Annotated in this window: 20 protein-coding genes and 1 rRNA gene; 11 read left to right on the forward strand and 10 right to left on the reverse strand. The window is 56.9% G+C overall.

The window, feature by feature from the left end:
* Positions 1–33: 33 nt before the first annotated feature.
* Both ACYOR7_RS11625 and ACYOR7_RS11630 read left to right on the forward strand, forming a co-directional pair.
* Positions 34–867, forward strand: a complete 834-nt coding sequence (locus tag ACYOR7_RS11625; protein WP_479914035.1) for a TPM domain-containing protein — start codon at positions 34–36, stop codon at positions 865–867.
* A 41-nt stretch (positions 868–908) separates the two neighbouring features.
* Positions 909–1,520: a LemA family protein gene (locus ACYOR7_RS11630; RefSeq protein WP_479914036.1), complete on the forward strand. Its 612-nt coding sequence runs from the start codon at positions 909–911 to the stop codon at positions 1,518–1,520.
* Here the strand turns inward: ACYOR7_RS11630 and pyrE are convergent, their stop codons facing one another.
* Positions 1,521–2,150: an orotate phosphoribosyltransferase gene (gene pyrE, locus ACYOR7_RS11635; protein ID WP_294805572.1), complete on the reverse strand. Its 630-nt coding sequence runs from the start codon at positions 2,148–2,150 to the stop codon at positions 1,521–1,523.
* A 62-nt stretch (positions 2,151–2,212) separates the two neighbouring features.
* On the opposite strand from pyrE, the gene ACYOR7_RS11640 reads away from it, so the two are divergent.
* The gene (locus ACYOR7_RS11640; protein ID WP_294805573.1) at positions 2,213–3,355 is read left to right on the forward strand and encodes a nickel-dependent lactate racemase family protein; all 1,143 of its coding nucleotides are present in this window, start codon (positions 2,213–2,215) and stop codon (positions 3,353–3,355) included.
* On the opposite strand, the gene ACYOR7_RS11645 is transcribed toward ACYOR7_RS11640, so the two are convergent.
* Positions 3,339–4,511 (reverse strand): site-2 protease family protein, encoded by a 1,173-nt coding sequence (locus ACYOR7_RS11645; protein ID WP_294805574.1) that lies wholly within the window; start codon positions 4,509–4,511, stop codon positions 3,339–3,341. The genes ACYOR7_RS11640 and ACYOR7_RS11645 overlap by 17 nt on opposite strands.
* 128 nt (positions 4,512–4,639) lie before the next feature.
* Between ACYOR7_RS11645 and rimI the strand changes: the two genes are divergently transcribed.
* The gene (rimI, locus tag ACYOR7_RS11650) at positions 4,640–5,140 is read left to right on the forward strand and encodes a ribosomal protein S18-alanine N-acetyltransferase (protein ID WP_294805575.1); all 501 of its coding nucleotides are present in this window, start codon (positions 4,640–4,642) and stop codon (positions 5,138–5,140) included.
* Here the strand turns inward: rimI and ACYOR7_RS11655 are convergent.
* Complete coding sequence (locus tag ACYOR7_RS11655) at positions 5,137–6,654, reverse strand: hypothetical protein (RefSeq protein WP_479914037.1); 1,518 nt, start codon at positions 6,652–6,654, stop codon at positions 5,137–5,139. The two genes, rimI and ACYOR7_RS11655, sit on opposite strands and share 4 nt — an antisense overlap.
* Before the next feature lie 130 nt (positions 6,655–6,784).
* On the opposite strand from ACYOR7_RS11655, the gene ACYOR7_RS11660 reads away from it, so the two are divergent.
* Positions 6,785–6,994, forward strand: coding sequence for a dodecin family protein (locus tag ACYOR7_RS11660; protein ID WP_294805577.1), 210 nt, complete (start codon positions 6,785–6,787; stop codon positions 6,992–6,994).
* A gap of 48 nt (positions 6,995–7,042) precedes the next feature.
* Positions 7,043–7,261, forward strand: coding sequence for a hypothetical protein (locus tag ACYOR7_RS11665; RefSeq protein WP_294805578.1), 219 nt, complete (start codon positions 7,043–7,045; stop codon positions 7,259–7,261).
* Here the strand turns inward: ACYOR7_RS11665 and ACYOR7_RS11670 are convergent.
* The 3 genes from ACYOR7_RS11670 to ACYOR7_RS11680 all read right to left on the reverse strand — a co-directional run bounded on the left by ACYOR7_RS11670 (position 7,251) and on the right by ACYOR7_RS11680 (position 10,401).
* Complete coding sequence (locus tag ACYOR7_RS11670) at positions 7,251–8,099, reverse strand: class I SAM-dependent methyltransferase (RefSeq protein WP_479914038.1); 849 nt, start codon at positions 8,097–8,099, stop codon at positions 7,251–7,253. The genes ACYOR7_RS11665 and ACYOR7_RS11670 overlap by 11 nt on opposite strands.
* 1 nt (position 8,100) lies before the next feature.
* Positions 8,101–9,918, reverse strand: coding sequence for a ribosome biogenesis/translation initiation ATPase RLI (locus tag ACYOR7_RS11675; protein ID WP_479914039.1), 1,818 nt, complete (start codon positions 9,916–9,918; stop codon positions 8,101–8,103).
* A 105-nt stretch (positions 9,919–10,023) separates the two neighbouring features.
* Positions 10,024–10,401: a nuclear transport factor 2 family protein gene (locus tag ACYOR7_RS11680; protein ID WP_294805581.1), complete on the reverse strand. Its 378-nt coding sequence runs from the start codon at positions 10,399–10,401 to the stop codon at positions 10,024–10,026.
* A 94-nt stretch (positions 10,402–10,495) separates the two neighbouring features.
* Between ACYOR7_RS11680 and ACYOR7_RS11685 the strand changes: the two genes are divergently transcribed.
* Positions 10,496–11,401, forward strand: coding sequence for a winged helix-turn-helix transcriptional regulator (locus ACYOR7_RS11685; protein ID WP_294805582.1), 906 nt, complete (start codon positions 10,496–10,498; stop codon positions 11,399–11,401).
* A 5S ribosomal RNA gene (rrf, locus tag ACYOR7_RS11690) occupies positions 11,399–11,518 on the forward strand. The genes ACYOR7_RS11685 and rrf overlap by 3 nt, the downstream gene beginning before the upstream one ends.
* A 12-nt stretch (positions 11,519–11,530) precedes the next feature.
* On the opposite strand, the gene ACYOR7_RS11695 is transcribed toward rrf, so the two are convergent.
* The 3 genes from ACYOR7_RS11695 to ACYOR7_RS11705 are packed head-to-tail and all read right to left on the reverse strand — an operon-like array spanning position 11,531 to position 14,126.
* A complete protein-coding gene (locus ACYOR7_RS11695) occupies positions 11,531–12,103 on the reverse strand; it encodes a hypothetical protein (RefSeq protein ID WP_294805583.1) in 573 nt (190 codons plus the stop codon).
* A gap of 16 nt (positions 12,104–12,119) precedes the next feature.
* Positions 12,120–13,661 (reverse strand): leucyl aminopeptidase, encoded by a 1,542-nt coding sequence (locus ACYOR7_RS11700; protein ID WP_294805584.1) that lies wholly within the window; start codon positions 13,659–13,661, stop codon positions 12,120–12,122.
* A gap of 42 nt (positions 13,662–13,703) precedes the next feature.
* Positions 13,704–14,126: a hypothetical protein gene (locus tag ACYOR7_RS11705; RefSeq protein WP_294805585.1), complete on the reverse strand. Its 423-nt coding sequence runs from the start codon at positions 14,124–14,126 to the stop codon at positions 13,704–13,706.
* 121 nt (positions 14,127–14,247) lie between these two features.
* Here ACYOR7_RS11705 and ACYOR7_RS11710 point away from each other — a divergent pair, with 121 nt between their 5' ends.
* From ACYOR7_RS11710 to fsa, 3 genes are read left to right on the forward strand one after another with little or no spacing between them, the layout of a single operon-like run.
* Entirely contained in the window at positions 14,248–15,897 is a 1,650-nt protein-coding gene (locus ACYOR7_RS11710) for a ribulose-phosphate 3-epimerase (RefSeq protein ID WP_294805586.1), read from the forward strand.
* Positions 15,884–16,861 (forward strand): transketolase family protein, encoded by a 978-nt coding sequence (locus ACYOR7_RS11715; protein WP_294805587.1) that lies wholly within the window; start codon positions 15,884–15,886, stop codon positions 16,859–16,861. The genes ACYOR7_RS11710 and ACYOR7_RS11715 overlap by 14 nt, the downstream gene beginning before the upstream one ends.
* 2 nt (positions 16,862–16,863) lie before the next feature.
* Positions 16,864–17,529, forward strand: coding sequence for a fructose-6-phosphate aldolase (fsa, locus tag ACYOR7_RS11720; protein WP_294805588.1), 666 nt, complete (start codon positions 16,864–16,866; stop codon positions 17,527–17,529).
* Here fsa and ACYOR7_RS11725 read toward each other — a convergent pair.
* Complete coding sequence (locus ACYOR7_RS11725; RefSeq protein WP_294805589.1) at positions 17,526–19,106, reverse strand: vWA domain-containing protein; 1,581 nt, start codon at positions 19,104–19,106, stop codon at positions 17,526–17,528. The two genes, fsa and ACYOR7_RS11725, sit on opposite strands and share 4 nt — an antisense overlap.
* Positions 19,107–19,111 lie beyond the last annotated feature (5 nt).

Below are 19,111 nucleotides of genomic sequence, written 5' to 3' on the forward strand. Positions count from 1 at the left end.
GGTTATTAGCACTTGTACTAGAATGTGTCAATAGTGGCCCGGGCGCTTGCGTTTGCTTTGGTTGCAACAGTCATTGTTGCAGGGTTTGTAGCAGCACCGGCGTTTGCCGCAACGGGCTCCCGTCCCGCGTACATCTATGACAGGGCGAACATCATCACGCCAGAATACAGGCAGACAATCGACGCGTACCTGCGCGGCCTTGACGACGCGACCACCAACGAAATAGTGATCTACACCATCCCAAGCTTTGTAGGCCACGGGATAAAGAAGGACGGAATAGAGATTCAGGACCGGGACATGCTTGCCAACTATATCTACAACGAGTTGACGCTGGACGGAAAAAAAGGGATAGGCAAGGCTGGAAAGGACAACGGCGTGCTCGTGCTGGTGTCGCTAGAGCGCGACGCAGGCGGAGGCTCCATGAGGATTGAAGTCGGCAGGGGGCTTGAAGGGAACATCACGGACGGGACGGCAGGTGAGATCCTCGACCGGTACCTGGTGCCGGCAAGGCAAGAGTACGAGAACACGGGAAGCACGGCGGCGTTTGACAGGGCGTTTTACAACACGGTGATTGCCCTGGGCGCGCGGACGGGCTACCAGGCAGGCGACTCGGTGTCTGTGCCCACAGACAGCTCGCGGCCGGTGACAGACGACAATAATATGCAGACTATATTTTTTGTATTGTTCTTTGTGGCAGTAATAGCTATAGGCGTGCTCAACGCCAAGTATGGAAGGGGAAGGAGAAGAGGCGGCTACGTCGGCGGAGGGTATGGCGGTGGCTGGGGTGGAGGTTGGGGAGGAGGAGGAGGGGGTGGCGGCTTTGGCGGGGGAGGCGGCAGGTCCGGCGGCGGTGGCGCGGGGCGCTAAAAGTAATAAGTAGGCACAAATAAAGAGAAGCTGCTACCACCTTGGTTAAAAAGAGCATTATAATAGCAGGCGCCGCAGTTGGCATCATCGCAATAATTTTCGGCTCGCTGTTTTCCATGTATTTTTCGGGCTTTAACGCCGCGCAGGCCAAAGACGAGAACGTGAAAAAGCTGGCGGGGGACATTGACGTGCAGCTGCAGCGCCGGTACGACCTGATACCCAACATAGTCAGGACGGCGCAGACGTACCTCCAGTTTGAAAAGAGCGTGCTTGAAAACGTCACAAAGCTCAGGACAGACTGGCAGAGGGCCCCGACAGTCAACGAGCGTGTGCAGACGAGCAACCAGATAGAGCAGGCGCTCAGCAAGATCCTGATAACGTACGAGAACTACCCTCAGCTAAAGTCCGACCAGCAGCTGACAAGGGTCATGGACGAGCTTGCGGGCACGGAAAACCGCATAGCAGTCGCGCGCACCTACTACAACGACGGCGTGCGGGACTTTAACGTCAACCTGCGCACGTTCCCGAACAACGTGTTCAATGAAAGCGGCTTTTTAGGGTTAAAGCCGTGGGGACTCCAGCAGTACGTGTCCTACCAGGCGACGACAGCAGCGCAGACGACCGTCCCGCAGGTAAACATACAGGTGCCCTAGCTAGTCCGTCTCTAGGCCGCCGCTTGCGGCCACCTGCTTGACCACGGCGCCCATCGTGCTATCGTCCACGAGCCCGGCCTTGTGGAGCGCGCCGGCGATGTCCTGTATGGTGGCGACAGAGGTGAGCCGGACGCCCATCTGCTTTAGCTTTTCCGTTGCGCCTTCCATCCTGTTAACCACTGCGACTACGTCCTCCACCACGCCGCCGTTCGCCCTCAACGCGTCTATCGCCTTGCTAACTGAAAGGCCGGTGGTCGCCACGTCGTCAATTATCACCACCTTGGCACCTGAGGCAAGGTGTCCCTCCACCAGCTTGCTCATGCCATAGCCCTTGGACTCTTTTCTCACGTAGACAAAGGGCTTTTCCATCTCGTAGGCGAGAGCGGAGCCAAAGACAAGTCCGGAGGTCGGGACCGAGGCAAAGGTGTCAAAGCTTCCCACATTTTTTGCCACAGCGTCTTTGAGGGCGCCTATTGTCAGGCGAAAGTGCGCCGGAAAGCTCGGCAGCATGCGCAGATCGATGTAGTAGGGGCTTGGCTTGCCGCTTGCAAGCGTGAACGCGCCGAACTTTAGCGCGTTGCTCTTTAGCAGGAACGATGCAAATTCCAGCGTGAAATCAGAAGAGGACACGCCTGATCTGCAAGGGATTCGTTTTTATCTTTTGTTATCGTGCCCTGCATGGGGGATAATATATGCCGGAGATATGGCTCAGGTATGGCGGCACCGACGTGGTGCTCGACATAAAGTTTGAAAACCTGTCAAGCCATGTGTCATCCGCGTTTTCAGCCATGCCCGACGAGCAGTACGGAGCTGCGCTTGACTCTGTCCCGGTAACTGACAACATGCTTGTGCTGGCGCTTGCCCCGTCAAGGGCGGCTGCAAGGGCTGTTTCTTTTATTTCAGAAGCTGCAAAGACAAAGGGCTTTTCTGCCATCACAGTCGATGTGCCTGCAAAGGCCGCCGGTGCGCTGCGGGCAAACCTTGCGTCCGTTGCGCCTGCTGACCCGCAAGCATCCGTTTCGATAAACCGCATCGACTACCAACAATCATTTGAAGAGCGCGCCAAGAAATTCCAGAGCACCGTCATCGTGTCCCAGGCCGGCCTTGACCCGCTCTTTGGGTTTTCCGGGGCGCCCACCGCGCTGGTCCGCGCCCTGTATCCAGAAAAGATGTCAGAGGCGTTTTCGGCTCGAAAGGAAGGCAATGTGCCGGCGCCCGGCGAGCAGGGCGAGCCACTGAAAATAGCAACGGCGGCCGTGCAGGGTGTGTCTGCGACGGCAGTGGAGCTCGTGGCAAACGGCACAGGCATTGCCGGCGTGCACACCGGCACCGTGCAGGAAGCGTTTTCAAAAGCAGTCGAGCAATTAAAGGCGGTCGCGACCGTCGAAGCCGATCCCGTCAGGTCCGCGATAATCAGCGCGGGGAGCGAGGCCGGCACGCACGCGACGCTTGCTGGCGCGCTCTACTCCCTGTGGAACGCAACCTACATCGTGAGAGATGGCGGGTCAGCAGTGCTCCTTGCAGAGTGCCGCGAGGGCGTCGGGGGCGGCGCGCTGCAGGCTTTCGTAGAAGGCAGGCTAAAGCCGGAGCAGATTGCGACGGCGCCGTACGTTGACGGCCTTGAGCATCTGCTGTACATGCAGGAGCTGAGGCAGAGATGCGAGCTTGGGCTGGTGTCGAGCCTGCCCCATTATTATGCAGGAGCCAAGCTCGGCTTTGTCACGTACGCAGGCGCAAGGGACGCCCTTGAAAAGCTGCTGGCTCGGAACGGCAAAGGCCACAAGGCGCTCGTGGTGTCTGACGCCGACATCACTTTGCTCAGGCCAAGGGCCTGAAAATCTCTGCCGGCAGCGGCGCGCACAGGACGGCAAGCGCTATTGCGACCCAGAAAAGCACCTTGCGCTTTTTCGACAGGGGCGACACGTCATCAAGAGGCGTGCTTTCCGGCGCGCGGGAGCTAAAGAGGAGCACGAACGCGGCCATGATAAAGTAGCCGAGGCCCGTCAGCACGCCGACGCTGGAATAGGTCAGGACGCGGTGCCACCGGACGCCAAGGGCAGACCTTGCGAGGTGCCCGCCGTCTAGCTGCCATGCGGGAAGCAGGTTGAGAAACGTGATGAGAAAGCCTACCCACGCGGCAAAGAGCACGGGCGACATTATCAGGACCGCGTTGCCGGCAGCAGCGCCGTGACCCGTCAGGTCCAAAGTAGCCTGCATCAGGATGCTGCTGTTTATGCGCATCAGGTCGAAATTGCCTATCAGGTCCTGCACTCTTTCGGCAGGCACGAGCACCGATATGGACGAGCCGTATACTGACACCACCATAGTCACAAGCAGGCCGGCTATGGGCCCGGCTATGCCCACGTCGAACAGGACGTTTCGGTTGGTCATGTTGCTGCGTATCTGGATCATCGCGCCAAAAGTAGGCACAAAGAGCCCGGGTATCCCTGGTATAAAGTACGGCCACGATGCCCTTATGCCGTGGTGTTTTGCCGCAATCATGTGGCCCATCTCGTGCACGCCCAGTATGCCCACGAGCGACATCGTGTAGACTGCCGCCAAGAGAAGGGGGTCGCGGATGAACGCGTTGGCAAAGCTGGACTGGGAGCGGTACAGGCCGTCAATAAAGACGACGGTAAGGGTCGCTATGAACAGAATCACCGGGAGCGAGAGCAGGTACTTGCTGCGCGGCTTTTTGCTCTGCTTTTGCATCTTGGACACGGTCACTACTATACCGTCATCGACCGTCAGGTTGGTAGACGAAAGCGATGGCATCAGCCTCGATGCGTACTTGGTGCGCTTGGCGGTGGCTATCATGTCCACCTTGGCAAGCTCCCTTATGAGCCGCGGAAACGAGTCATAGATGTCCGACTCGGCTATCAGGAACCGGACGGCGTCCTCGGTCTGGTGCTTTTGCATGTCCACTATGCGGTAGAACGAGGAGACGACCGGGACCGCCCGCGAGTAGTCGCCTCCGACAAAGCTTGCCACTGCAACCACCTATTGGCAATTTTGGGATTAAAACATTGTTCCATGCGGCTCCATTAGACCCGGCCTCAATAAAAGGCAGAACTGTAGACTTAAGGTTAAATAGTGTCGGTTCAGAGTCTAGTTCAGGTTTGCAGACTGCCCTGCGAAAAATAGGCGACGACTATGTGATACGCCGCTGCGAGGAAGGCGACCTACAGGCAGTCATAGACATCAACATGGCCGCACTGCCTGAACACTATTCGGACTATTTCTTCGAGTCGATATTAAGAGAGCTTCCCGAGGCGTTCATCGTGGCCGAGACAGGAGGCAAGGTGATCGGCTACATTATGTGCAAGATAGAGTTTGGCTTTTCCAACTTTCGCAAGCTGGGCTTTGTGAAAAAAGGTCATGTGGTCTCTGTGGCCGTGCTTGAGGAGCACAGGGGCAGGGGAGTAGGCAAGGCGCTGATGCTAGAGGGCGTCAACGGCGTGCTCCAGAGAAAGGCAGACGAAATATACCTTGAAGTCAGGGTCAGCAACACCAGCGCAGTCAAGATGTACGAGAGGCTGCGCTTTGAGACGAAATCCAGGCTGCGCTCGTACTACCGCGACGGCGAGGACGCGTACCTCATGGCGCTGGAACTCACTTAATCGACATAGTCGTTTGCGATGTTGCCTATTGCTTCCATTATCCTCGGCTCGTGAGCCTTGGCGTTGACAAGCACTACCGCGCCGGCGCCCTCGTAGGACGAGACGGCTTCCGACACGCGGCGCAGGAGAGAGAACGCCTTCTCAAAGCCAAGCGTGTATATGAGCTCAGTCGCGCTGTCGATTAGGACGGTCGCGCCAGGGTTTTCCCGGATTATCGACTCTATTTTGCTGGCTATTCCGTCCTCGCTGTCCGACGGGATGACCCGCTCGGAGCCGTTTCTGCCCTCCTTTACGCCTCCGGCCGGCTGGAATATGTACAGCTTGCCCTTTGCTGCACGGTAGACGTTGCTCCCCTTTCTCGTGAGGACCAGAGTGTCCGGGCTTGCAAGCAGTTCTTCAAGCGCCTTTGCGGCGTGGCCGAACCTGCTTGCGTTGAGTATCACAAGCTTGCCCCTGTAGTCGATTTTCGGGGCCGGCGAATCCTCTCTGTTGGCGTCTGCAAACGCCTTTGTCTTTCTGCCGACAGCGGCGGCAGAAGAAGAAGGCTTGCTGTCGTCGTCTGCAAACGCCCACGTCGGCTTGCCTGCAGCAGCCGACGGGTCATCGTCCTCGATGAAAGCCTTGGCCTTTTTCTTGCCGATGACGACATCGTCCTCGCTTGCGGACGGCACCACGGCGAACGGCACGTCTGCAACAACCCGTGGCGCCCCGCCTTCTTCACTCTGCATCTGGCTCTTTACCATCTGCAAGAGCGCGTCAGAGCCTCCGCCGATGAGGTCCCGGAGCGTGGTCTCGACAAGCTCTAGCTTTGTCATGCGCACCAGGTCGCCAAGCACTACCCTCTTTGAGATGAGAATGGCCGCCGCAGTCGCGCATGCGGCCGAAATGGCCGACGCAAGGCCGCCATACAGGAACCCCAGCTGCATCACCTGCTGCGACTGGGTGCGGGACGCATTGCCTATCTGCGCGTCGACTGCGAGGAGCGCGTCGTAAGACGAGACGAGCTTGTCAGTCTGCGTCACGAGCTGCAGCGCCTCCGCCTGTGCTTGGGCGGAAAATGACGGGTCCGTGGACAGGATTGCGAGGTCGTCCACCCGGGAGCCATAGTCTTTCCATTGCTGGCCTATGGTCTCCACAAGCACGGCCTCGTCAGCAGATATCTTGCCCAGGTCGACTCCTTCCACTGGCAAAAAGTCGCCCGGCAGGTTTTCTATGGTCTTGTAGCCTCCCGCGGTCAAGGCTATGCCGTTTTTGAGCGAGATCATGTGGGTTATGCCGGCCTTTTTCAGCGCAGGGTCTTGCGAGTTTGCGAACTGGATGAGGTCGGACCTGATGCCGAGCAGGTCGCCCTTGTTCTTTGAGAGCAGTTCCACGTTTGTGACGTAGCCGGAATAGATGTTGGCTATCTGGTCCTTGAACTTGATTATCGTGACCGTCGAGACGGCCGAAAGCGCGATGATTGGGATGATGGCTATCAGGATGAAAAACAGGATCAGCCTGTTCTTAAAATCCAAGTATGGATCGATAGAAATAGGTTCTATGTAAGTTTTGCCGGGGAACCGTTTTTGGGCAATTAAGAGGAGTTGTCGCCCTAATCGCGGCCAATGGCGGTGAGTTTAAAAGCGCACACCATAAGATATGCGCATGGTTTTCAAGTACATCGACATCTTGGGTGAGTCGACAAAGAGCTTTGAGGACGCGGTGCAGAACGCCATCACAGAGACTGCAAGGACCGTCAAGGACATCCGCACGGCCGAGGTGATGAAGATGAATGCCATCGTCAACAGCGACAAGATTGTAGAGTACCAGGCGGTGGTGCGCGTAGCCTTCAAGGTCCGCCGGAAGGAAGAATAGCTAACTGGCCCTAAAGATTGATAAGATGCACAGCTTGCCATCAACGGCATGGGCGCAGTGAAGGGCAACAAGGGCGCAGGTGCGGCCCTTTTAGCGGCTGCAATAATCGCATTTCTAGCCTACGCCTATGCCATGTTCGGGACGCAGTACAGCGAGATAATAATAAAGTTCACCATGGTAGGCGCAGTTGGCGTGCTCCTTGCGGTGCTAGGCTGGATAGGCTACACGATGCTGACTGCGCCAAAGGAAGACAAGGCTATTTCGTGATTTGTACGTCGGCGACTATCTGGTAGATGCGGGGGCCGACTTCGCGCACTATTGTCGTTTCCGTGATTTCATTTTTGTAGGGCGAAAACGCCTCTGCGGCGTCCTTGGTGCCTGCCTCTCTCGCCTTTTGCTTGCCGTCTGCCTTGACATGGGCAAAATAGTGCACGATGCCATCGCGCCCTTCTTTCAGGGCAAGCACTGCCGGCCCGACAAACTCCCTTGCCCTTTCCGGAAGAGGCATTATCACCCTGTCTGCGACGCCGGCAAGCTGCGACTCTATCGCCTCGGTCGCGTCAGCGCACACCGGCATGACGCGGTCAGCCACCTTGTTCAGTTTTGCGTTTTGTATGCACAGGTCGTTTGCCACTGGGTTTGAATCGATGCTGTACACCTTGCACGTCTTGACCATCTTGGCGATTATTACAGAGTAGGTGCCGATGCCGGCAAACATGTTGACCACTGTCTCGCCGTCCTGCACCAAGCTTGCTATGCGCTGGCGCTCTGTAGATAGGCGTGGTGAGAAATAGGCGCGCGCAACGTCAACTCTGAACCTGCATCCATGCTCTTTATACTCTGTGACCGTGCGGTCCTCCCCTGCCATGAACTCTAATTCGCGGATGCGATAGTCTCCCTTTACCGCGGACGCTTGCGCAAACACTGCCTTTGCGGTCTTGACGTTTGCAAGTATCGCCTCCGCAATGACCTGCTTTTTTGAGGCAAGGCCGTCGGGGATTTTTATTATGACAATGTCGCCCACCTGGTCAAACGCGGAATAGACCTGCGACGCCTCCTCGGCAGGGAGCACGCCGGCTAGCACGTTTCTGAGCATGTGCGGCATTTTATTGCTGCGGCTGCCTTGTGTAGTAATAGTTGCCCGAATCCTTTTGCTCCCTGTCCAGCCTGCCGCCTTCCTTGTTCACTCGGGGCCTGCCGGTGGTCTCGTCGCGCCTGTAGGTGATGGCAAGCGCCTGCAAAAAGCGGTTCATCCCGTCCTCCTTGCGCATGGGAGCAGTCGCGTGGCCCTCGATGCCCGGCTCGCCCTCGAATATCACTAGCGTGTCCGACACGAGGTCTATCAGCTGGAGGTCGTGGTCGATGATTATGGCCGAGCGCCCCTGCGCCCGTACAAAGCGCTGCAGGAATTTTGCGACGGCTATCCTATCCTCTGCGTCCAAAAACGCGGACGGCTCGTCGAGCGCGTAAATGTCGGCCTGGCGCAACAGCGATGCGGCGACTGCTACCTTTTGCAGCTCGCCTCCGCTCAGGTTCTTGACGCTCTTTTCAAGAAGCTTTTTTATGCCAAGTGGGATGATTATCTGCTCCTCCGCCGGCGAGTTTTCAATCGGGCCCTGGTATGCCGTGTACAGGAGCGAGCGCACGTCGCCCTCATAGTCCTGGTTGAGGTACTGCGGCTTGTAAGATATTTTTGCGCCGACTTCAATCTTGCCAGAGTCTGGCTTGTCGACTCCGGCCAGCATACGCATGAACGTGGTCTTGCCAAGCGCGTTTGCACCCACCATGCCCACTATCTCGCCCCTGCGGATCTTGCCCGCTGCTACGTTCAGCTTGAACGAGGGAAACGCCTTTGAAACGTCGGTATAGCTTGCGACTGCCACTTCCTCTATCACGTCGTCCATCGCCGTGGCGACATCAAAGCGGAACGCCTTTTCTCTGAATCGCACGTTTTCCGCTGGCAAGTAGCCTTCGAGAAAGTTGTTGATGCCCACCTTGGTGCTCTGCAGAGCCGAGACGATGCCGTACGCGCCCGGCTCGCCGTATATTATGTGGACGTAATCGGACAAATAGTCAAGGAGCGTCATGTCGTGCTCTACAACCATCACGCTCTTGCCCTGCTCTGCAAGGCCCTTCATCACCTTTGCGACTGCGAGGCGCTGGTACACGTCGTTGTACGAAGACGGCTCGTCGAAAAAGTAATAGTCGGCGTCCTTTGCTGCAGCCACCGCAACCGCAAGGCGCTGGAGCTCCCCTCCCGAAAGCGTGGCAATGTCGCGCTCTAGCACGTTTTTCAATCCCAGCTCTTCAACCAGGCTGTCAGAGACCTTGCGCTCGTCGTACTTTTTCAAAAGTTCCTTTGGCGTGCCCTTGAACGCCTTTGGTATCATGTACACGAGCTGCGGCTTTATCGACGCGCGCAGCTGGCCGTTTGCTATCTTTTCAAAATGGGCTTTTAGCTCGGTGCCCTGGAAATATTTCAACACTTCGTCCCATGCCGGCTCGCCCCCGAATTTGCCTAAGTTTGGCTTCATGTTGCCGGAAAGGACGTTTACTATCGTGGACTTGCCCATGCCGTTTCTGCCCACGAGGCCGACCACTGCGCCCTTTTTGGGCGTCGGCAGGCGGTAAAATCGGAACGAGTTGACGCCGTACTGGTGGATTTTGTCCTCGGACAGCTCTTTTGCGAGGTTGACTATGACGATGGCGTCAAAGGGGCACTTCTTTATGCAGATGCCGCATCCAGTGCACAGCTCCTCGGAAATCAGCGCTTTTCCGTCCTCCTCGCGCTGTATTATGCACTGGCCTCCCGTCTTGTTCACGGGACAATACACTATGCACTCTAGGCCGCACTTTCTAGGCTGGCAGAGCTCATAGTCCATTACCGCTACGCGGTGGGTCGATGACGGGTCGTCGCTTCCCATGCAAGCTCTTTGCGGCGCAAATGCGTTATATAGGTAGTGTTTTTTGTTTGCGCGCCGGAGAGAGTCCTGCCGGCAAGGCGGCCAGCAGCAGTACTGCTCATCTCATTATTTTTGCATCTGTTGGAGGAAGGGCCGCGGGTCGAAAACCACCCTGAGCGAACTTAATTTCCCATCGTCGCCCACGCGATACCAGCCGCACACGAAAACGGCCGCAGGCGGGTTGCCACCGACATTCAGGTCGTAGAGGAGGCAGACGTCGTTGCCGTCCGCAAAGACCTTTTTTATATCGAACTTTGGCAGGCGCAGGCGTTCCATGTCCTTAAAGTATGTTTCAGCATTGTCGTACGAAGCAAGCGGTCCCCGAAAAGACATGCTGTCGTTCACAAAGCTCCGGGCAGATTTATAATCCTGGTTCCCAAGGGCCTCCACGAACGACATTACGACTTGCTTTGCACTTCTTTTTTCAGGTTCGTTCTTTTGCATGGCATTCCTCTGACAATATTGGATTTATCTGCGCGTAAGGTCTGACTTTTGATAAAGGGAAACTTTTATCCTGTCACCAACGCAAACAGAGCGTATGGACTCGAAGGACTTTCAGCTGCTCGTGGCGCTGGAGGATAACGCGCGCCGGAGCTACCGGTCGCTTGGCCGGCGAGTCTCGCTCTCTGCTCCTGCGGTTCGAGACAGGCTGGAGCGCCTGAAGGGCAAAGGAGTCCTCCAGGGGTTCATGCTGTCGATAGACCCGGGCGTGTTTGACCGCGATTATCTCTTGCTGTTCTTTCGCGGCGATTTTACGCGAAAAACGGTGCTGGCGGCGCTTGAAGCGCCAGACGTGTCTTGGGTGGCATGGAAACTCGACGGGCGCGTGACTGCCGGGCTGTGGGTGAAAGACGAGCGAGAGGCTACAGACGCCCTTGCGAACATCCTTGGCGTCCAGCCCTCGGGACGGGCTTTTACTCCGCGCAACAAAAAGCGCGCGCCGGTTTCGGTTATCGGCCTGTCCATAATGGACGCCCTTGTCGACGAGCCGAGGCTGCCGTTTGACCAACTTGTCAAGTCCACGGGGCTGAGCCCAAAGACGGTGCGCAAGCATCTTGAGACACTCGTAGAGACGAAAACGATTTCCATCGAACCCAGTCTGGGGGCGCTGACGGATTCAGGCGAATTGATATGCCAGCTGCTGGTCGCAGGGAGGGTCGGCATGAGCGAGGTGCGGAGGATAATGGGCGAGACTGCCCTGACTCACCGCACCCAGGAACCGCCGATGAAGTACATGCTCTGCATGGGAAGTTCGTTAACTGACGTGACAAGCAAGACTCGCTTGCTGGAGAAGGTCGAGGGAGTAGAGTCAGTCACCATATCCCTGAACCGCGAGGTTCTGGTCTCTACGAGCCTCAGGCATTCGCTTATCAGGGAGGAAATGCGAAAGATGGAAAACGCCAAGAGCAAGGTTAAATTAACCCCTTCTCGGAAAAGAGAGTAAGCCGGTCATAGCGGCAGGGTGCGACCCGGTCCCATTCCGAACCCGGAAGTCAAACCTGCCGTCGCTGCTGTGTTACTGATCTGCGTGAGCGGTCGGGAAGCAGCAGTGCTGGCATTTTACTATATTTTACTAAACATACTCGTTTTCCCCAAAGTGCACCTGCTTCATCAGCTTGCGCGCGTGCATCGCCGCCCTGTCCATTATCCCAAACACGGAGGCAAGGCCGGCGGGGTCCCATACAGAAGTTTCCACGACGCAGCAATAGTTGTGCGCCCGGACGCTTATTCTCTTGCACTCTTCCTTCATGATGTTTTTCGCAAGCTCGTCTGAAAGCTCGGCGTCCTTTGCGAGCAGATTTGAAAGCACGCCTCCGCTCCAGCCGAGGTTCCTTGGCTTGCCCCGGTGCAGGTCGAAATAAGGGCTTGCGTCCAGCAGGTTGTGGGCGTTGTCGTCGCTTCCAGACAGTGAGTCGTTTCCGACAAGGCAGTAGACGTTGAAGAACGGCCCCATGCGCACAACCTCCTCTATTCCTATAAAATCAATATGGCCGCTTTCCATCGTCACAAAGCCGTCGCGGTTTTGCAGCCACCGCTCAAAATAGGGCCACCTGTCCGGCCTGATGTCCGACCTGGATCCTGCCCTGCACGCGTAGCCAAGCGCCGCAAGGGCCTCCACAAGGGCGTCGACTGCAAAAATCGGCATCTCTCGCTCTACTCTACTATTGCTGCTGTTGTTGTTGTCCCTGCTGTTGCTGTTGTTGTTGCGGCGACGGCTTTTCCTCCTCTCCGAGCAGCTTTAAAAGAGTCCTTATTCCAAAGCCCGTGGCGCCTTTCGGGTTGTAGCTTCTCTCGTAGGTGCCGTCCTGCGTCCACGCGGTTCCGGCGATGTCCATGTGGACCCACGGCACGCCGTTGATGAAATTAGAGAGAAACGCCGCTGCGGTTATGGCGCCGCCTGACCTGCCGCCGATGTTCTTGATGTCCGCGTACGGGCTTTTTATCTGCTCATGGAACTCGTCGAACAGGGGCAGGTCCCACATGCGCTCGCCAGCCTTTTCCGCCATCCTGCGCACCCTGTCGGTCAGCTGCTTGTTGTTTCCGACAAGCGCCGCGACGTTGGAGCCAAGGGCGATTATTGCCGCCCCCGTGAGGGTGGCCATGTCGATTACCGCCTTGGGGCTGTAGGTGGCAATCCCGTACGCCAGCGCGTCGGCGAGAATAAGGCGCCCCTCGGCGTCCGTGTTGAGCACCTCGACGGTCTTGCCGCTGTACATCCTGATAATGTCGCCGGGCCTGTATGACGTGCTTGACGGCATGTTCTCGGCCGACGGCACGATGCCCACCACGTTTACCGCAAGCTTTAGCGATGCCACCGCCCGGAGTATCGCAAGCACGTCGCAGCCGCCGCACTTGTCAAACTTCATCTCGTCCATCTTGTCGCCTGACTTTAGCGATATGCCGCCGGTGTCAAACGTGACTGCTTTTCCCACCAGCAGGTATGGCTTGGCATCGCTTGCGGCGCCGTTGTATTCGAGGATTATCAGTTTGGGAGGGTTGTTGCTGCCCTTGCCCACTGCGACTATTCCACCCATGTTCATGTTCTCTAGCTCGTAGCGGTCGATGACGCGGGCCTTCATGCCATAGTCGGCCGCAAGCGACAGCGCCACCGACGCAAGGTGCGCCGGCGGGCAGTCGTTTGGTGGCAGGTTCCCGAGGTCGCGGGCAAAGTTGACGGCGTCTGCGACGTGGCTTGCGCGCTCGGCTATCATGGAAAAGCGCGGCGAGTCCGAGTTTATCAGGATGGTGACTTCTTCGACGCGGCCAGCATCCTTGTCCTGCGCCTTGTACTTGTCAAACGAGTAGAGTGCAAGGGCGATTCCCTCAGTCATGGCCTCCACGAGCCCCTCGTCGAGGTTTGAGAACTGCAGTATCGAGAACTCTCTTGTTCCGAGGTCTTTTGCCCTGTGGGCCGCCTTGCCGGCGCATATCCTAGCCATCTCGTCGGTGAATTTTTCACGCTTGCCGAGGCCGAGGAGCAAGACCTTCTTCATGGGCCCCTTGCCTAGCGTGTACGCGACCATGCTGGAGCCAAATGTGCCCCGGAAATCCTTGTTCTCAAGGGCCTCCTTTATGTACGTCAGTACGAATGGGTCGAGCTCTTTGGACTGAGAGAAATCCTGCTCGCCTTCAAACACGCCGATAACCAATAGAGAAGTCTGCTTTTGATCAATCTTGGCCTTTTCCACCCTGATCTGGACCATATGGAATATTGTGTTGCTTTCTTTGTTATTTTAATAATATGATCATGAGAGGAAGGAAAAGGTCGCGCCGTGCGACAGCATCTTGGCCAGCCGCTTGAAGATGTTGGTTGGCGTGTAACACGACATAGATGGGGTGCCGTCATACTCGCAGACTGGCGCAAACATGTCCATGTTCTTTCTGCCTCCCTTGAACCACCCTGCCACTACCTCTTTTGCAAGCGGCGGCAGGCCCGAGCGGGCCCCGTGTGCTCCTGACCTGTTGACGAGCCAGAACATGCGGGTTGAGTCATAGCTTTTCGGAAATATCATCTCCTTAGCCCTCTTGGCCTCCTCCGAGTGATAGTGGCCCGCGGTGCGTATCCAGCCCCTTGAGAGGGCGCTTGCAGTCCTGGCGAACTTGGTGCACGAGTAGCACTTGTCGTCGTATATGAGAAGCGGCCTTGCAAACGTCGATGACAGCGACAAGCTTCAGCGTACATTGCACTGCCGGCGTTATAGCCTTAGCGGAGGCATGTGGGGAGCTATGTTTTTATTTCCTCAAGAATAGGTGTCAGCTGCCGCTTGGGCTGTTGCTTGCAGGGTGACAATGACAATAATGGGATTTGACATGCGCTATCTGGAGCTAAAGAGGAAGATACGCGAGGTCCGAATGTGGGCCATTCAGGGAATCGCGGAGGCCGGTTCCGGCCACCCGGGCGCGTCGTTTTCTGCAGCAGAGATAATGAGCACGCTCTACTTCCGCAGGATGAGGCACGACCCGAAAGACCCGGCGTGGCAAGAGCGCGACTACTTCATCAATTCAAAGGCGCACTCGGCGCCCGGCTATTACTCTACGCTTGCTGTGGCAGGCTATTTTCCGCCGGAGGAATTAAAGACGCTTCGCAAGCTGGGCGCCCGGCTTCAGGGCCATCCCGTGCGTTACTCTAATCACCAGAAGGACCACAGCGTGCCCGGCGTAGAGTATTCTGGCGGGTCAGAAGGCATCGGGCTCTCTGTCGGAGTCGGCATCGCGCTTGCAAGCAAGCTGGACGGCAAGAAAAACCGCGTCTACGTCATGATAGGCGACGGCGAATCGAATGAGGGCCAGGTGTGGGAAGCCTCGATGGCTGCTGCAAAATTCAAGCTCGACAACCTAGTGGCAGTGCTTGACAGAAACCGCATCCAGCAGGACGGCTTTACCGAGGACATCATGCCTCTTGACCCGGCAAAGAACAAGTGGGAGGCGTTCAACTGGCAGGTATTCGAAGTCGACGGCCACCGCGTCGAGCAGCTGGTGGACGCGCTCAACAGGGCTTCTCAGGTAAAGGACAAGCCGGTGATGATAGTGGCAAATACGGTGAAGGGAAACGGCATACGCCACATGGCCAACAACCCGCAGTGGCACGGAAAGGCGCCTTCCAAAAAGCAGACGCCGGTGCTCCTTGAGGAACTTGAAAGTGAGTATTTCATAGCACCCTCCATAATCGCCGGCGAAAAAGAGAACTATGATGACAAGATACGCAAGGTCGAGCGCGAGGGGGTGGAGATGATACACCTCGACGTGATGGACGGCAAGTTCGTGCCAAACACCACGTTCTTTGCAGACACGATAAAGCGCCTGCGGCGCGTGACTGCGCTTCCCTTTGACGCGCACCTGATGATAGAAAAGCCCCTTGAGCACATTGACGAGTACATTGACGCGCGCTGCGACGTCATCACCGTCCACGCAGAGGCGTGCAACGAGGGCGAGTTTGTCCAGATACAGGACAGGTGCTTGGCGGCAGGCATCAGCCCGGGGATTGCGATAAACCCCAAGACGGACATACCGGATTGGCTGTACCCGCACATTTCAAACGTCGACGTAGTGATTGTCATGTCTGTCAACCCCGGCTTTGCGGGGCAGAAGTTCATGCCCGAAGTCTTGCCAAAGATGGTCGCAGTCGACAAGAAACTGCGCGAGCACGGCTTCAAAGGTTACATAGAGGCGGATGGCGGCATCGATTCAACAACATTGCCGCAGGTATACGACGCCGGCGCCCGCATATTCGTGACAGGCAACGCAGTCTACGGCAACGTCGACGTGCACACGGCGGTGATACAGCTGCGCCACAAGGCGGCAGTCGCGCTAGAGAGGAAACTGCTCGACCACGCGACGCGCCTCGGCATAAGGGGCGACTGGATGAAGGCGCGTAAACATATATTGATTCCGTACGCTTCTGAACTTGGGATAGAGGCAGAGCTTCATGCTGTTAAGTAGCGAGAAAAAGACGGCAGACATGAGGGGCGCGTACGGCGACGCCCTGGTGGAGCTTGGCAAGACAGACTCGCGCATCGTCTGTGTCGGAGGCGACACAACCGACTCGCTCAAGACCAAGAAATTCGGCGACAAGTACCCCGAGCGCATGTTCAACGTCGGCATAGCAGAGGCAAATCTAGTCTCGATTGCCGCCGGCCTGGCGATTGCAGGCAAGGTGGCTTTTGCAAGCACCTACGCGGCTTTTATCCCGGGAAGGGCGGTCGACCAGATACGGAACGCAATATGCTATCCTGCGCTCAATGTAAAGCTCGTAGTGTCGCACGGAGGGCTCACGGTGGGCCCGGACGGCGCGACGCACCAGCAGATTGAAGACCTGAGCACCACGCGCGTCATGCCAAACATGCGCGTCCTGGTACCGGCAGACGCTATCGCAGTCAGGCACCTGATAAAGGTCGCAGTCGACACGCCGGGGCCATTCTACATGCGCATCGCAAGGCCGACTACGGAACTCGTCTATGCAGAGTCTACGCCGGCCGACCAGTTCAGGGTAGGCAGAGGAAACGTGCTCGTGGACGGCTCTGACGCTACCATAATTGCGTGCGGCCTGATGGTCGGAAAAGCCCTTGAAGCGGCAGACGCGCTAAAGCGCGAAGGAATATCCGCAAGGGTGGTCGACATGTTTACGATAAAGCCGATTGACTTTGACCTTGTTGCAAAATGCGCCAAGGAAACCGGCGCAATTGCAACGGCTGAAGAGCACAACATAATCGGCGGCCTAGGCGCGGCAGTGTCAGAGGCGGCCGGCGAGACATACCCGGTCCCCATAAGGCGCGTAGGCGTGCGAGACACGTTTGGCGAGTCGTCAAGGGACGAGGAGGTAGACACGCTCCTTGAAAAATACGGCCTGACCGCAACAGAAATAGCAAAGGCAGTTGTTGAAGCAAGGAGCAGGATTAGAAAATAAAAATGAAGATCTTTCTTGACACGGCCAACCTCGACTCGATAAAAAAGTACAACGACATGGGCCTAGTCGACGGAGTCACCACCAACCCGACTCTCCTGTCAAAGGAGAAGGGAAACCCGGCGGACATCATGTACGAAATCGTGCGCATCGTCAAGGGCCCGGTGAGCCTGGAGGTCGTCGGAACGGACTATGACAGCATGATGGAAGAGGCGCACAGGCTGAAAAAATACGGCAGAAACGTCGTGGTGAAAATCCCGATGCTCCCCGATGGCATGAAGGCCGTAAAAAAGCTCAAGGAGGAGGGGATAGAGACGAACGTCACCCTGATCTTTTCTGCAAACCAGGCCGTGATTGCCGCAAAGGCAGGCGCCTCGTACGTCAGCCCGTTCATAGGCAGGCTGGACGACGCGGGGCAGGACGGCATGACACTGATTCGCGAGATAGTGCAGATCTTTGGCAACTACAAGTTCACCACAAACGTGCTCGTGGCAAGCGTGCGCCACCCGATGCACGTGGTAGAAGCAGGCAAAATTGGCGCGCACGTAGTCACGCTACCGCCGGACATCCTCGGCAAGATGATGGCCCACCCGCTCACGGACAAGGGGCTTGCGGCTTTTCTTGCAGACTGGGAAAAGGTAAAGAAGGAAAACCCGAAACTGTCGCTCTAGGAACGCAGCAGCTTTATTACTTTTGTCGGCATGTCCTGGAGACGGCTGACCGACAGGGCCTTTTCATAGTTCAGGTGCTTCAAGTTCTGGCCGATGCCTACCGCGTCGTTGAGGTTGCGCCCGACTCCTATTGCCACCATCTTTACCCCGACCTTGCGGTACGAGAGCACCATCGCCCTCACGGCGTCAAAGTCTGACGGCTCGCCGTCGGTCAGGGTCACGAATATGTCCGGCTTGAAAGACTTTAGCACCGGCTGCAACAGCCCATAGACTTCTGCGAGCGGAGTGCCGCCCACAGCCTTTATCTGTACGAGCCGGCGGGCGCAAACAAGCGACCACTTTACCGCAGGCGGCTTGACCACCCAGCACTTTACCTGCCGGTTCTCGGTGGAAAACGCGTACACTGCAAATTTCACGCCGAGGTAGCTGAGAGCCTCGCAGAGCGCCACCGTGGCCTGCTTGTATTCCATCTCCACGTCGGCTATGCTGCTCGAATGGTCAAGCAGCAGCACGACCTTGGACTTTATCGACAGTTTCACGTCAGAGAGAAACGGCTTTGGCAGGGACTCTACAATCGTCTCGATGTCAAGCTCCTCGCCCGTCTCGTCGTGGCGCTCTACCCAGCCTGTCTTCCACTGCCGAAAGGCGGCCTTGACCTTCTGTATCAGGTCGAGGTCGTAGATCTGCGCCTCGTCCACGTCCATCCTGTCCGGCACGCTCAGGCCAAAGTTCTCCAGGCTGTCGTAGCCCTTGTTCTCGGTTTTCTTGCTCTCCTTGACCAGCGCCTCGAACTCGTGCAGCACGTCGTTTCCCTCGTAGATCTCCTTTGACTTTTCCTCGGAATCCTTCTCCTTCTTTTTCGTCCTGACGACCTTCTCTATCTGCTTTAGCACGTCCTGCTGCGTCAGAGAGGCGCCCATCCGCGTGCGGGGCGCAAGGACGGGTATAGAGACTAGCGGGTCAAGCTCTAGCATTTTTATCAGCTTTGGAATCTGCTGCTCCACCCACTCTGTACCATAATTGTTGTCGAGGGCCTCCTTTACCACCTCATTGGCAAACTCGACTGCCCCCTGCACCTTTTCAAGCTCGCCACCGAACAACTCGCCCTTGACATAGCCTGTCAGGAAATACTGCGAAAACGCCTCTGCTATCTTGTACCGGCCGTAGATGGTGTTTAAAAGCTGCCGGGACTGCCACGAAATCCCCTCATAAAATATAAGCTCGTTTTCCATGCCCTCCCAGTCGCGCAAGCCCAGAATCTCAACCCTCTTTGTCTCTAGCGTGTTCAGGAGAAAGCCAAACGCGTGCTCGTTTGACAGCACCTTGCTTGAATGGCGCATACGCATCGACTCGTACCACAGGGCGACGCGCCACTGCCGGTACTTCTGGAAATCCGTGCCTACATAGTAGGCAAGGGTGGGGAGCGTCACCTGGCTCGTGTCCGGCTTTGTCGCCGGCGGCTTGTCCGGCGCAAGGGCGATTATCACCCTGTCGTTTCCCGACCACCTGCGGGCAAGGAACGTGGCGATGTCCAAAAGGACGTCGTTTCGCATCACGGCCTTTTCAAGCTTTGACATGCTGT

The sequence above is a fragment of the Candidatus Nitrososphaera sp. 86-2 genome (genome assembly GCF_056726185.1).

Excerpts from the sequence above, each read along its gene's own strand:
- ACYOR7_RS11640 (WP_294805573.1), top strand. The coding sequence starts at position 2,213 with ATGCCGGAGATATGGCTCAGGTATGGCGGCACCGACGTGGTGCTCGAC.
- ACYOR7_RS11660 (WP_294805577.1), top strand. The coding sequence starts at position 6,785 with ATGGTTTTCAAGTACATCGACATCTTGGGTGAGTCGACAAAGAGCTTT.
- ACYOR7_RS11665 (WP_294805578.1), top strand. The coding sequence starts at position 7,043 with ATGGGCGCAGTGAAGGGCAACAAGGGCGCAGGTGCGGCCCTTTTAGCG.
- ACYOR7_RS11670 (WP_479914038.1), bottom strand. The coding sequence starts at position 8,099 with ATGCCGCACATGCTCAGAAACGTGCTAGCCGGCGTGCTCCCTGCCGAG.
- ACYOR7_RS11675 (WP_479914039.1), bottom strand. The coding sequence starts at position 9,918 with ATGGGAAGCGACGACCCGTCATCGACCCACCGCGTAGCGGTAATGGAC.
- ACYOR7_RS11680 (WP_294805581.1), bottom strand. The coding sequence starts at position 10,401 with ATGCAAAAGAACGAACCTGAAAAAAGAAGTGCAAAGCAAGTCGTAATG.
- ACYOR7_RS11685 (WP_294805582.1), top strand. The coding sequence starts at position 10,496 with ATGGACTCGAAGGACTTTCAGCTGCTCGTGGCGCTGGAGGATAACGCG.
- ACYOR7_RS11695 (WP_294805583.1), bottom strand. The coding sequence starts at position 12,103 with ATGCCGATTTTTGCAGTCGACGCCCTTGTGGAGGCCCTTGCGGCGCTT.
- ACYOR7_RS11700 (WP_294805584.1), bottom strand. The coding sequence starts at position 13,661 with ATGGTCCAGATCAGGGTGGAAAAGGCCAAGATTGATCAAAAGCAGACT.
- ACYOR7_RS11710 (WP_294805586.1), top strand. The coding sequence starts at position 14,248 with ATGACAATAATGGGATTTGACATGCGCTATCTGGAGCTAAAGAGGAAG.
- ACYOR7_RS11715 (WP_294805587.1), top strand. The coding sequence starts at position 15,884 with ATGCTGTTAAGTAGCGAGAAAAAGACGGCAGACATGAGGGGCGCGTAC.
- fsa (WP_294805588.1), top strand. The coding sequence starts at position 16,864 with ATGAAGATCTTTCTTGACACGGCCAACCTCGACTCGATAAAAAAGTAC.
- ACYOR7_RS11725 (WP_294805589.1), bottom strand. The coding sequence starts at position 19,106 with ATGTCAAAGCTTGAAAAGGCCGTGATGCGAAACGACGTCCTTTTGGAC.